The sequence below is a fragment of the Psychrobacter sp. NG25 genome, from assembly GCF_015234355.1.
Lineage (GTDB): Bacteria > Pseudomonadota > Gammaproteobacteria > Pseudomonadales > Moraxellaceae > Psychrobacter.
On the sequence record NZ_JADGMV010000010.1, the window covers coordinates 16,722 to 29,931 of the forward strand.

General features: G+C 43.3%; 13 protein-coding genes. 8 read left to right on the forward strand and 5 right to left on the reverse strand.

Going from position 1 to position 13,210, the window contains the following annotated elements:
- The first annotated feature begins 62 nt into the window (after positions 1–62).
- Positions 63–362 carry a hypothetical protein gene (locus IPZ60_RS13300; RefSeq protein WP_194198213.1) on the forward strand — a complete coding sequence of 100 codons (300 nt, stop codon included), beginning with the start codon at positions 63–65 and terminating at the stop codon, positions 360–362.
- 106 nt (positions 363–468) lie between these two features.
- Here the strand turns inward: IPZ60_RS13300 and IPZ60_RS13305 are convergent, their stop codons facing one another.
- The 4 genes from IPZ60_RS13305 to msrA all read right to left on the reverse strand — a co-directional run bounded on the left by IPZ60_RS13305 (position 469) and on the right by msrA (position 4,254).
- The gene (locus tag IPZ60_RS13305; protein ID WP_194198214.1) at positions 469–1,929 is read right to left on the reverse strand and encodes a lytic murein transglycosylase; all 1,461 of its coding nucleotides are present in this window, start codon (positions 1,927–1,929) and stop codon (positions 469–471) included.
- Positions 1,930–2,172: 243 nt separating this feature from the next.
- Positions 2,173–2,886: a DUF1499 domain-containing protein gene (locus IPZ60_RS13310; RefSeq protein WP_194198215.1), complete on the reverse strand. Its 714-nt coding sequence runs from the start codon at positions 2,884–2,886 to the stop codon at positions 2,173–2,175.
- 50 nt (positions 2,887–2,936) lie between these two features.
- Entirely contained in the window at positions 2,937–3,611 is a 675-nt protein-coding gene (gene tmpT, locus IPZ60_RS13315; RefSeq protein WP_194198216.1) for a thiopurine S-methyltransferase, read from the reverse strand.
- A 121-nt stretch (positions 3,612–3,732) separates the two neighbouring features.
- Positions 3,733–4,254, reverse strand: a complete 522-nt coding sequence (gene msrA / locus IPZ60_RS13320) for a peptide-methionine (S)-S-oxide reductase MsrA (protein WP_194198217.1) — start codon at positions 4,252–4,254, stop codon at positions 3,733–3,735.
- A gap of 362 nt (positions 4,255–4,616) precedes the next feature.
- Here msrA and cmoA point away from each other — a divergent pair, with 362 nt between their 5' ends.
- The 4 genes from cmoA to IPZ60_RS13340 all read left to right on the forward strand — a co-directional run bounded on the left by cmoA (position 4,617) and on the right by IPZ60_RS13340 (position 8,341).
- The gene (gene cmoA, locus IPZ60_RS13325) at positions 4,617–5,390 is read left to right on the forward strand and encodes a carboxy-S-adenosyl-L-methionine synthase CmoA (protein ID WP_194198218.1); all 774 of its coding nucleotides are present in this window, start codon (positions 4,617–4,619) and stop codon (positions 5,388–5,390) included.
- A gap of 31 nt (positions 5,391–5,421) precedes the next feature.
- A complete protein-coding gene (locus IPZ60_RS13330) occupies positions 5,422–5,973 on the forward strand; it encodes a hypothetical protein (RefSeq protein WP_194198219.1) in 552 nt (183 codons plus the stop codon).
- A 101-nt stretch (positions 5,974–6,074) separates the two neighbouring features.
- The gene (cmoB, locus tag IPZ60_RS13335) at positions 6,075–7,151 is read left to right on the forward strand and encodes a tRNA 5-methoxyuridine(34)/uridine 5-oxyacetic acid(34) synthase CmoB (protein ID WP_194198220.1); all 1,077 of its coding nucleotides are present in this window, start codon (positions 6,075–6,077) and stop codon (positions 7,149–7,151) included.
- A 77-nt stretch (positions 7,152–7,228) separates the two neighbouring features.
- Positions 7,229–8,341, forward strand: a complete 1,113-nt coding sequence (locus IPZ60_RS13340) for a DUF1176 domain-containing protein (protein WP_194198221.1) — start codon at positions 7,229–7,231, stop codon at positions 8,339–8,341.
- A 6-nt stretch (positions 8,342–8,347) separates the two neighbouring features.
- Here IPZ60_RS13340 and IPZ60_RS13345 read toward each other — a convergent pair whose 3' ends face one another.
- Positions 8,348–8,566, reverse strand: a complete 219-nt coding sequence (locus IPZ60_RS13345; protein WP_194198222.1) for a DUF2788 domain-containing protein — start codon at positions 8,564–8,566, stop codon at positions 8,348–8,350.
- A 449-nt stretch (positions 8,567–9,015) separates the two neighbouring features.
- On the opposite strand from IPZ60_RS13345, the gene argS reads away from it, so the two are divergent.
- The 3 genes from argS (at position 9,016) to IPZ60_RS13360 (ending at position 13,012) form a co-directional block, all read left to right on the forward strand.
- Positions 9,016–10,845, forward strand: a complete 1,830-nt coding sequence (argS, locus tag IPZ60_RS13350; RefSeq protein WP_194198223.1) for an arginine--tRNA ligase — start codon at positions 9,016–9,018, stop codon at positions 10,843–10,845.
- Between the two features lie 126 nt (positions 10,846–10,971).
- A complete protein-coding gene (locus IPZ60_RS13355) occupies positions 10,972–11,775 on the forward strand; it encodes an SPOR domain-containing protein (RefSeq protein ID WP_194198224.1) in 804 nt (267 codons plus the stop codon).
- A gap of 142 nt (positions 11,776–11,917) precedes the next feature.
- Positions 11,918–13,012, forward strand: coding sequence for a PTS transporter subunit IIC (locus tag IPZ60_RS13360; protein WP_194198225.1), 1,095 nt, complete (start codon positions 11,918–11,920; stop codon positions 13,010–13,012).
- Positions 13,013–13,210: the final 198 nt, after the last annotated feature.

The window sequence follows — 13,210 nt, forward strand, 5'->3', positions numbered from 1 at the left end:
TATATTAAAATTAAAAACATATAAAACGTACAATAATATTGACCCATTAAGGAGAGCATATAATGAGTAACGATAAACGTGATGAACTAAGAAATGAATTAGATGGTTTAGAAAAAACGATGCATGACTCTGAACAGTTTCATACATTAGAAGAGCAGGTAGCAGATATGAAACGCCGTGGTATCGATCCAAGCCAAGCTTATAAAGATTTGGATAGAAAAGAACAAGACGAAGATTGGGGCGATGCAACTTGGAAAGAGAATGGCAAGTGGGAAACAAAAACGCCTGCTGATTTAGATGACAAAGCGCGTGAAAACTGGGATGGTGATAACGGCAAGCCGAATCCACCACCTATCGTTTAAGTTGTTATTCTAGTCTTCAAAAAATATGACTTTTTGAAAAAACATAAAAAGGCCACGCTAATAATAGCGTGGCCTTTTTGTGTGCTCAAGATAAGATTATTTAACCCTACGAACCTTCGTCAACACGGACGAGCTTTACGACACCATTAACATCAGTAACGCGGCGATAGCGTGTGTTGCCAGATGTTGATGGTTGAGTAGTAGGCTGCGTTGAGTAGGTATTAGGCGTCGTTGTTTGCTGTTGAATCAGCTGTCCCATACGATCAGCAGGGGCAGGGTTTAAAGGTCTGCTATTTGAAGGTTGGCCATACTGAGTTTGATTGGGCGCTGCATTACCAACGATTGCGCGATAGAATTTTTGCCCTGCACGACCATCTGCTGGAAAAATACCTTTGCTCGTCTGATACTGTTGAATAGCGGTACGGGTATTGTCTCCGATGATGCCATCAACACCACCAATATCATAACCAGCATTTAATAGTGCTTGTTGAATGTCTTTTGCTTGTTGGCGGCTGATACCTGGGTCATCCGTTGGCCAAGCTGTGGCAAAGTCGGTTTTGCTACTGTCTTCGCGGGTGATGAGGTCTGCTAAATGAGCGATCGCCAATGCGTAGTTTTCTGATGCATTGTATGAATAAAATGTGTCGAAGTTTTTACCAACTAAAAATGCAGGACCTTCAATACCAGCAGGTAATAATAATCCTGCGCTGCTTAAATCAGACGGTAGAGAGCCACCATTCGCGAGTGTTAGACCTTGACCACGCCAGTGACTAATAGACTTTTTGTTTTTACGGTCAGACGCTGCCCAATAGCCATCAGGCAGTTTGACTTCATAACCCCAAGGCTCGCCTGAGCGGTAGCCGCGCTTACTCAAAAAGTTGGCAGTGGAGGCTAGTGCGTCAGGAACATTGTTAACTAAGTCACGGCGTCCGTCACCATCAAAATCAACGGCCAACTCTAAGAACGTGCTTGGCATAAACTGTGTCTGCCCAAAAGCACCTGCCCAAGAGCCGGTCATATCACTCGGTGCAATATCGCCATTTTGGACGATTTTTAGAGCGTTGGCATACTCGCCTTGAAAGTAGCTCTGGCGACGATCAAAGCATGACAGTGTCGCTAAAGACTCAAATAAGGGCTTCTTACCTAACGTCTGACCAAAGTTTGATTCTACGCCCCAAACGCCAAGTACATGCTCAGCTTTTACGCCATAACGTGACTCTATTTGACGTAGTGTATCGCTCCATTGGCGTTTGGCACGGATACCATCTTCTACGCGCTCTTTGTCTACTAGCGCTGAGAGATAATCCCACACGTCTTTTTGAAATTCAGGCTGATAGTTAAGAGACTGAATCACACTAGGATCAGGCTGAGTAGGACGGTAGTTGTTAAAGGTGAAACTGTCCACGTCGCGGAATTTGCTAGAGTTTTTTAGACCATCTAAACATTGTTGGAATTCAGCATTGGATAAATTAGGTGCATCTGGTCTGGCAGCTTGGGCAGTGCTAGCAAAACTCAGCCCAACAGCGATGCTAAGCAGCGATAAAGTAGAAAACGGAGTCAAACGCATGAAAATATCCTGTAAATATCGAAACGGTCGTTGAGAAGTAAAACAAAGTAGATAAAAGCAGTATTGACCTAGAGTAACCAATCTAAACAGTAAAGAAAAGGTATCGAAGGACTAAGATTGTGAATGGTTACTATAAATTGACGGTGGCGCAAGATTAGAAGAGGGTTTCTGATAAAAATTTTGAGATGAATAAAGTGATAAAGTCAGTACTGCTTCAGTCATTCATACTCTATTCAAACCTAGCTAATTCCCCAAAACCTTATCCAGCTCTTCAATAAAGCTATGAATACGTGCCGCATTTTTACCTAGGTCACTTTTGCCAATTCGTGATTTACTGCGGATATCAACCAAGCGTTCGCTATCGTTGTCAGTCACACGAATGATGACATCATCTTTAAAGCCAAACCAAGCAGTCGTCTCTGTCGCTTCAACGATGCCTTTATCTGCATCAGTATTAACAAGCTCCCAACCTAAATTCTCAACGGCTTGTCTGGATGCTTCAACCAATTCAGACTCAGATTGAGAGTAGGTCAATGTCTGTAGATCAGGATAGGCCGTGCGTTGTTGTTCAGCCGCTTCTGTACCTGCGTACTCTACTGGATTGGGTGCATCTGCACGTAGTGGCGCAATCGCGACAAACTCAGGTGGATTCATTAAATCAGTTGAAATGTCGTGAATCGGTGGTACGTTTTTGGCAGTAGTCATCATGCCGAGTGGAAGAGCGATAGCAATCGTAGAAAATATAACGGCTATTGCTGCGCTAGCTATGCTAACTGTCTTACGTTTAAATATAACTTGGATTACCAAGAGTACGAGCGCCGCGATACCAACAACCAGGCCAAATTTAAATCCTGTAAAGGCAGTGCCTAACTCTACAACCCCAAATCTATAAAGCGGTGCTGGCAGTGCAACCAGCAAAAATGCGATTAAACTTATGATACTGACTAAAACTTTCATGAGAACGCTCCGTTATTTTTAATAGCTGCTCAATCGCTGTGCTTAGCATTTTATTTGTTATTTAACAGCCAGACATGCTCTTTCACCGTTAAATCAGGTGTCGATCCTATAGAAGTAGGTTCGCCAGTCAGTTCGGTGATTTGATAATGCTGGCCATAATACTGTTGTACTTGTTCATCGTTAATTGAGAAGGGCGGCCCGTTTCTTTGACTCTGATCATAATTGAGCGTGATTAATAATTGCGGTGCACATCCTTTACCAGCAGTATCGCTAAGCTGCCGAACTTGCTCGCTATACTTCGCACGCATATCGGCTGGCAGGGCAATCAATGCAGCCTTGTCATATACGGCATCGATGTGGCCAATGTCTTTAGCTGTCAGTGCAAAAATATCAGCAACCCATAAAGTAATGGTTTGTCCCGACAACTGACCTCGATAATATTTGAGAGTAGGGCTATTTGTATACTTATGCACGGTGGGCACGATATTTTGTTCAGCAAAGAATTCTTGTACGGCTGTTTCTACTAATTCAACACCCACCACATCATAGCCTTGCGCTGCTAGCCATACCATATCTATCGACTTGCCGCATAAAGGTACAAAAATACAACCGCCTGCTGGTACGTTTAAATGGCTCATGTATTTTACTAATAATGGATTCACTGCAGACTGATTAAAACCGATGCGTTTTTCTTGCCAGCGTGTTTGCCAAAATTCATGGTTCATATGGTTATTCCTAAGATATCACTGTCATATATCATTGGTCACTATCATACCGCTAAATGCAATAAAAAAGCCAAGCGTATAAACCCTTGGCTTCTAAAGTAAATAGGACGACTTTCAGTGTTTAACTCACCATATACTGGCTGAATTCTTTACGTAATTTCGCAAGCTTTGGCGGAATTGCAAAGTTGCAATAGCCTTGTCCTGGGTTTCTATTAAAGAAGTCCTGATGTGCCTCTTCAGCTTTATAGAAATCAACGGCAGGATGTACTTCTGTGACCACGCTGACGCCCATATCGCGCAATTTATTAATGGTACGATCGACGGTTGGTTTTTGATCTGCGTCAGTGTAAAACACCACACTGCGGTATTGGCTACCGACATCATTACCTTGACGATCCATCGTAGTGGGATCATGAGTCGCAAAGAAAGCATCTAAGATGACCTCTAATGGCACGATAGTGTCATCAAACTCGACCTTAATCACTTCAACGTGTCCTGTGGTGCCGCTACAAACATCTTCGTAATTTGCAGATACGGCATCACCGCCCATATAGCCTGATACGACAGATTGCACGCCTTTCACTGATAAAAATACGGATTCGGTGCACCAAAAGCAACCGCCGCCTAATATGATGGTTTGCATAGTTTTTCCTATTATTATAGATATGAGTTAAGTGCTGTATTTGGTTGTGATGATTTCATTTTTCAATGTTTCTTTTTAATGTCTCACAGCCTTTAGCGCTACTTAATCAGCTTAGCAGGCGAGCCAAACGCGATAAGTAACAAACAGTAATGTTATAATGGGTTTTTGCTATAGGACATTCACCATAAACAAGTGACAGCGTTAACCTCGCATGCAATATTGCCGATACATCTGCACTCGGTTGCTTTGTACCTTTGTTAAATTGAATGAGCTATACGTTGCTTTGTCTCGCTTCATAATGACGAGCAACATCGCCAAATATTTCCTAATGTAAGTTCTATTATCCAAAAACGAGTCGCATCATGAGCCAATCCCAGCCTACTATCAAACATGACACCCTATTTACCACACCGCTGGATAAAGCGGCGCGCTTTTCTTTTGATGAGCAGGTGGTGGCTTGTTTCCCCGATATGATACGTCGCAGTGTGCCCGGTTATGGTCAGGTGCTCGCGATGCTACCTATCTTTGCCCGTCGACATTGTAAGTATCGTCAGCAAAGCGAGAATGGACAACGCGTCAGCCGTATTTATGATTTAGGTTGCTCACTGGGTGCTGCGAGCATGACATTGGCAGGTGAGTTCGAGCCACAAGATTTACAGATTAAGGCGATTGATATCTCACCGGCGATGACGACAGAGGCGACCACGTTACTGAATGAGAACTATCCTGAGCACGATATCGAAGTGATTACTGCAGACATTCGTGACGTGACGCTTGAGCCATGCGATATGGTGATTTTGAATTTAACGCTACAGTTTTTGCCAGCTGCCGATAGAGTGGCAGTATTAGAGAAGATTTATGCGGCATTAAGTGAAGGCGGCATATTGGTACTGACTGAAAAGACCCATGCATTTGATGAGCAGTATGATGCGTGGTTAGTTGAGCGTTATTACGACTTTAAGCGCGCCAACGGTTATACCGAAATGGAAATTAGCGGCAAGCGCAATGCGTTAGAGAACGTCCTTATCACCGATACTTTGGATGAGCATCATGCACGGTTAAGCGATGTTGGTTTTAAGCGTCATCTGACATGGTTTCAGTTTTTGAACTTTGTGTCTATTGTGGCGTTTAAATAGGATTTATTTTGAGAGCTAACAAGGTACCAATATGATTCCATCTATAGCTGAACAAAATATTCATCAAGTATTAACACAAAAAATGAGCATACAATCATTTGAGCAATGGTTGTATGAAGATGGTGTATTAGAGTCTAGCAACCCTGATTTGTATCTTGAACTAATTTCATTTGATTATAGTTCTGAAAATAGTTTTTATGATAGTTTTGCGAAATACGTCCATTTTTATAAATTTGAAGCTGACCGAATAACAGAATATCTACACTCAATTATCAATAAAGATGAAAGTTGTGGTAATGCGATTTGGGTGATGTACGAGTTATATTGTGACGGTTATGGGTTTCTCGGCAAGCTAGGAATTATATACGGGCTCTGCCTAGTAGACTACGAAACTTCGGAATCAAACCATAATATAGATAATATCTTAGATAAGTTGTATCCCGAGATTATTGATGATGCTAAAAATGTCTTAAATTGGTTAGAAGAGGGTAAAATTGTTTTCAAGAGTCAGGACAATGGCTATGGGGTTTTTGAATATGAAGACCTTCGTAGTGAAACGGAAATTTTGCAAGGAAATGCGTAGTTCACGACTTTCAAAAAACTTATATATCTAGACTCATCCTCTTCTTTCAACCCTTTTAATTTTATTCATTTAAATAACAATCAACACGGTAACCTGCTTTTATGCTCAACGACACTATCATCAATGCTGAACGCGAATTGTATTTAACCTTGCTAGAGCTGGCACAGCAGCAGCCGATCGCTTATGAGTGGCTTAAGCAATTACCAACATGGCTAAATGCTATCAAAGACAAAGCCAATTATGCGCACGCGCCTGCTTACCAAGCGTCAGTCGCTCGTTTGCCAACATTAACTGTCAATAATGTCGATCTAAACAGTGACACATTGACGATTGACGCGAGTCTTAATGAGTCTGAGCGTAAACAAGCAATGGCACTGTTAAAGCAGCTGATGCCATGGCGTAAAGGGCCATTTCAGATTGGCGGTCAAATCGGCAGTCAGATCGGTAATGATGAGTCAGGTATTAAGATTGATACTGAGTGGCACAGTGACTGGAAGTGGCAGCGAGTTGCGCCTCATTTGGGTGAGTTAAAAGGTCGCCGAGTATTAGATGTGGGTGGTGGCTCTGGTTATCACGGTTGGCGTATGGCAGGGGCAGGGGCGGATACGGTCATTATCATTGATCCGTCATGCTTATTTTATCATCAGTTTATGGCGATTCGTCATTTCGTTGGTGCGTCAGATGCTCATACTTATGCTCATGCTAAGGACAGGGGCCGCTACCGTACACATTACATCCCCGTACCGCTAGAAGCGCTACCTGCGCACAGTCAGTTGTTTGATACCGTATTTAGCATGGGTGTGCTTTATCATCGCCAGTCACCTTTTGAGCATTTACAGCAGCTCAGAGGACAGTTGGTCAAAGGCGGTGAGTTGGTGCTTGAGACATTGGTCATCGAAGGTGATGCCAATACCGTACTCGTACCGCATGACCGTTATGCGCAAATGAATAACGTGTACTTCTTACCGTCAGTGGCAGCATTAGTTGGCTGGTTAGAAAAAGCGGGATTCTCAGACGTACGCTGCGTCGATGTGGCAGTGACTTCAACAGAAGAGCAGCGCAAAACAGAATGGATGACTTATCATTCGTTAGCAGACTTCTTGGATCCTAATGACTCGACCAAAACCATGGAAGGATATTCTGCCCCGATGCGCGCGACATTAATTGCCAAAAGATAGTTTTTTAGGGTAGCAGGGCCACCGTCAGTCAATATAAATAGTCGCTATAACAGACCCTAACACAAGGATGAGAGATTATGAAAACAGTAATGGCTTTGATGACGATTGGTTTGTTTTCACTACCCGCTGTGGCATCAGATGCTTATGGCGATCCATTTGAAGGCTGGGGCTTTGTTAAAGATGATTGGCAAGTGGTTTGCGATAATACCTTAACTTGCCGCGCTGCGGGTTATGCAGATGATGACCAGTGGGACAGACCTATCTCTATTTTATTAACTGCGATACCAAAAGAGGCTTTGCCTACAGGACTGGTTCAGTTTTTACCAGAGGTCTCAGAAAAAAGCCAAAATAACGTTGCGCTGTGGCTGAATGGTAAAAACTATGGCCGCCTGCAACCAAGTTCGGATGGCGGTCTATATGATTTAACAGCTAAGCAAACTAATAGCTTGATCAACAGTGCTCGCCTGAATACTAAAATAGAGATAAAAGCGGGTGACGAAAGTTGGACGGTCAGTGATAAAGGCATGGGCGCTGTGCTGCTGAAGCTGGATGAGGTACAAGGAAGAGTGGGCACGCCAATAGCATTGGTGAGTAAAAATGCGCCCAGGTCTCAGGCACCTAAAGCTGATAAGCCAAAACCTGTGATTAAAAAAGCATTCGCTTATTCAGACAAAGACAATAAACAGTTAAATGCTTCAAGGTTAGCTTATTTTCAAAAGAATATTAGTCAGTGGGTAGGTGTTGGCTCTGAGAAGTTAATAGGCTCACAAGATGTGATGGAGGAGTGTGAGCTTATTGATCCTAATAGTGACGCGGCCATTAACTTTGCCAAATACGATGCTGAGTTATCTAATTGGGATTTTACTCCTATTGATGCCAATCATACGCTTGCCAGTCACGTGTGCTGGCGCGGCGCTTACAATGCAGGCTATGGTTATTGGCTCATAGATCACAAACGTCCTCACCATCCCCGACTGATTACGACAGCAGGTAATAATTATTTTGAAGGTGAAATATCTGCCACTCACAAAGACCGAGGCATTGGTGATTGCTGGAGTTCTGAATCTTGGTCTTGGGATGGTAAAAAGTTTGTAAGGTCTGGACAGTTCACCACAGGAATGTGTCGAGGCTTTGCGGGTGGTGCATGGGATTTACCAAGCTACGTCAGTGAAGTCATAGAAAGTGATTAACGTTGATTAGATTAACCACTTTTTAAAGGCAACTTCCATTAGTATCTTAAGGATAAAGCCAATCGAACCTGCGCCCAATGCTAAAAATATCCAGAATGTACCAGCGCGTCCAGCTTCAGACGTTTTAGAGATATCCCACATAATAAAAAACAAGAAAGCGATGAATATCGGCAATAATACGTACAGTCCCCAACTGGTGACGGTACTGGCAGCAATAGCAAACATGGCATGATCCTATAAGAAAATAGTAACGCGTCTTCTATATCTGAGAAGAGTCGTACAAACCATTATTATAACGTGGAAGCAGGCAGGTATAAACGACTGCCCAGTATCGAGCAACAGTAACGCTACAATCAATAGGGCTAATGTCTATTGAATAGCTGCTTTAAGTAGCCACTTTTATCATGAGTTATAGGCAGTAAGTACGTAAAATAAGCCTTCCATCTATCTCAACTATTAGAGTTGACTGTCTTAACCGTAAGATTTTAGTACTAATTTCGGCGCAAATGGTGCAATAAAGCGTAAAGATTGTTATATTTACAGGTTACTTATCTTTTTGTATTATTTTATCCCCTGCAATGTCGGTCGCTATTATAATAAGCAGTTATCGGCTGCTTGCACTCGTCACATTTTCACATCGTTTTTGTTGTTTATTTAATTGAGTTCAAATCCCTATGTCACAAGCCCAAATTGATACACTTGCATCACTATTCAACGATGCTATTCATACCTTACAAGCCGACGGTACACTACCTGCTGACTGGCAGAATAACAGCCAAATCACCCGTACTAAAGACCTTAGTCATGGTGATTTTGCCAGTAACATCGCGCTTACTGCTGCCAAAGCTGCTAAGGCCAATCCACGCCAGCTTGCCGAACAAATCGTCAATGCGCTACCTGAAAATCAAGATATCCGCCAAGTAGAAATCGCAGGGCCAGGGTTTATCAATGTCTTTTTAAACGCTGAAGCCAAATTTGCGGTATTGGACGATATCTTTAGCTTACAAGACCGTTTTGGTTTAAGTGATCAGTTCGAAGGGCAAAAAATCCAAGTTGAGTTTGTCTCTGCCAATCCAACGTCTAGTTTGCATGTCGGTCACGGGCGCGGTGCTGCATTTGGCATGAGCGTGTCAAACCTACTAGAAGCGATTGGTTATGACGTCACGCGTGAATATTATGTCAACGACGCTGGTCGTCAAATGGACATTCTAGCGACCAGTACGTATTTGCGTTATTTAGAAACCAATGGCGAGCAAGTGACGTTTCCCGTCAATGCCTACCAAGGCGACTATGTCAGTGATATTGCCCAGACTTTAAAGACGCAACATGCTGATAACTATGTGCATAGCTTTGCAGACATTGCCAAAGACGTGCCTGCCGATGCTCAGTTTGAGATAAATGCAGACGGCGAAAAAGTTCTATTATCAGGTGATAAAGAAGCGCATATTGATGGTTTGATTGCCAATAGCAAAGCATTGCTTGGTGAAGGCTATGAGCTGTTTTTAAATGCAGCATTAAGCAGTATTTTGGCTGATATCAAAGACGATTTAAATGACTTTGGTGTTAGCTATGAGTGCTGGTTCAGTGAGCGCTCTATCGATAGCGAGATTGAGCCAGTTCTACAGATATTAGATGACAAAGGTTACTTGTACGAAAAAGATGGCAATATCTGGTTTAAATCGACTGATTTTGGTGATGAAAAAGACCGTGTGGTACGCCGTGCTAATGGTCAGTCAACTTATTTTGCTTCTGATATTGCGTATCATAAAAACAAATTCGATCGTGGTTTTGACAAAGTCATTAACGTTTGGGGCGCCGACCACCATGGTTATGTACCGCGTGTAAAAGCAGCGTTAACAGCACTTGGTATCGATGCAGAACGTTTAGACGTGGTACTCGTACAGTTTGTCGCATTATGGCGTGGCAGTGAAAAAGTACAAATGTCATCGCGTTCAGGTCAGTTCGTCACGTTGCGCGAGCTGCGTGCAGAAGTCGGCAATGACGCAGCACGCTTTTACTATGTCGCGCGTAAGCCTGAAGTGCATGTTGATTTTGATTTAGAGCTTGCCAAGTCGCAAAGCAAAGACAATCAAGTATATTACATTCAATATGCGCATGCGCGTGTATGCCGTGTACTAGAAAAACTGGCAACCTATGATTTAACTGTAGATGATGCTGTTGGCTTAGCGCATCAGAATCTGCTCAGCGCACCTAATGAAGACGAGCTGATTAAACTACTAGCAGGATATCCAGCGACACTATTACGTGCAGCGACAGGTTATGAGCCGCATGTATTGACCAACTACCTAAAAGAGTTGGCAGCGCTGTTTCATGGTTGGTATGACAGCAACCGTATTTTGCCAGTGAGCTTGACCTCAGGTGAGACACCTAGTCAAGAAGAGATGGATTTGATGCAAGCACGTCTGCGTTTATCTAAAGCAGTGCGACAGGTATTGTCCAATGGGCTTGGTTTGTTAGGATTGTCTGCACCGTCTAGCATGTAGTCGCTTGCTAATAAGTAGTCAGCTTCTAACATGCAGTAACTCTATAATATGTAGTATTATGAGTATAGACGATTGATAGCAATAATTTGATAATGATAGATAGATTCAGTAGGGAGAACCAGATCCATGCTAGCCAAAAAACCTAAAGGTGCGACTGAAAAGCGCAAAACAAGTAGCGTATCAGGCTTGTTATGGATGTTTGTCGGAGCAGTGCTGACATTGATGATCGGGGTATTTATATACCTCTCACCATTATTTAACTTCAGTCCTGCTGATAGCAGTGCCGACAATGATCCTGATCGTCAGGTGCAGCCGCGAGTCGAGACTGATACCGATAATGGCGATTATGAGTTTTATGATATTTTACCCAATCAAGAGATGGCGACCATCCCTGATGAAGATTTTGGTGAAATAAACAATGATCGCATCGGTGGTATCGAGGCCTTTGAGCCTGATATCGTGGTCACTCAGCCAAATGATGCTTCAGCGACTAGCAACGAAGATACAGGCAATTTTGGCATTACTGAAAACACCGTGATCGAACCTAGCCGCGGCAACGCTGCGAGTGATGATATCGTGATCGTTGAAGAAGATGCGACCTATGATGGCTCAGCACCGACCAATAGCACCAGTAGTGCAAACAATCGCGCAAGTGGAGCAGGTACTGCCAGTGTTCAGGCTGCCAAGCCTGCTGCGACTTATATTTTGCAGATAAACAGTTTTGGTGATGCAGATGAAGCAGATCGTCGCCGTGCACAGGTATTGATGGCTGGTGTCGATGCTAGAGTTGCCAAAAATACAACGGGTAATGGTGAGCCTATCTATCAAGTAATCTCACGGCCGATGAGTAATCGTCAGGCAGTGACGACTGCTCAGCAGCGCTTACAGAATAATGGTATTGACTCCATCATCGTTGAGCAGCGCCGTTAGATTGAGTTGCTGTATTAGTTTTAATGGTTTATTGATAAAAAAAGCGTCGTAATGACGCTTTTTTTGTCTCTTATTTTTAGTAACGCTATTTTACCTTGTGTTTTTATTATATCTTATCATTACTTCCTCAACGAGTATGGCTATGACTGTATCTGACTCAACACCTGCATCTACTGGCGTCATTAAACCTTTTTTTCAGAAGTATTTTATCGATGCTTTTACTGGTATGGCTCTAGGTCTCTTTGTCACATTGATAGCGGGTCTTATCATTTCACAAATTGGTGGCTGGTTAGATTTACCTGCATTAGTTGCCGTCGGTAAGCTAGCATCAATATTGATGGGGGCGGGTATCGGCGTAGGCATTGCCTACTATCTTAAAGCGCCAACGCTTGTCATGCTAAGTTGCTTGGTAGCAGGTATGCTAGGCGCACATTCTGAAGCTTTGATGGCAGGCGCGCTTTTTACCCCGCAAGAAGGCGGACCTGCGACATTTGTAGCGTTACCTGGCAATCCGATAGGAGCATATTTGACGTCGGTATTCGCTTATCGCGCTGGTACTTGGGTCGCTGGCAAGACCAAGCTCGATATTTTGTTAATCCCTTTATTGGTCTGTGCCGTCGCATTAGCCGTTTGTGCGCTACTGAATCCACCTATCGTTGCTGCGGTCGCTGCGATTGGTCAAGGCATCCAAGCAGCCACTGAGTTGCAGCCTCTATTAATGGGCGTTGTCATCGCCGTCGTGGTCGGTATCTTGCTGACAATGCCCACTTCAAGTGCAGCTATTTGTATTGCTATTGGGCTTGGCGGTGTGGCTGGCGGTGCGGCAGTAGTTGGCTGTGCAGCACATATGATTGGCTTTGCGGTTGCCAGTTACAAAGACAACGGTGTAAGTGGCGTGATATCTCAGGGGTTGGGCACTAGTATGCTACAAATCCCTAATGTCCTAAAAAAGCCGTTGATTCTACTGCCTGCTGTTATCGCGAGCGCTATCGTTGGCCCTATCGCAACCGTCGGGTTCGGGCTTGCCTGTACTGCTACAGGGGCAGGTATGGGCACAGCAGGTTTGGTTGGTGTGTTTGGCGTCATTGAAGCATCACAAGAAATCATGAGTACGGGTCAATTGTGGACAGCAATTATTTTATTGATGTTTGTATTACCTGCTGTCATTGCTGGCATGGTTGCTTACATGATGCGCCGTATGGGTTGGTTGTTAGATGGTGATATGAAATTGCCGTAATGGTATTTTTAGAAGTTAAGATTAGCCACGTTAAAACCGTTTAGAAATGTGATTAGAGCTGCTACTGATTAAGTTTGATAAATGCCACCCTCATTTCGAAGTATATTGCGTTGTAGTAAACATAAAAAAAGCGTCTCGCAAAATTTGCCAGACGCTTTTTTGTTGTAATCACTTATTAATCATAATTAGTGATGTTAA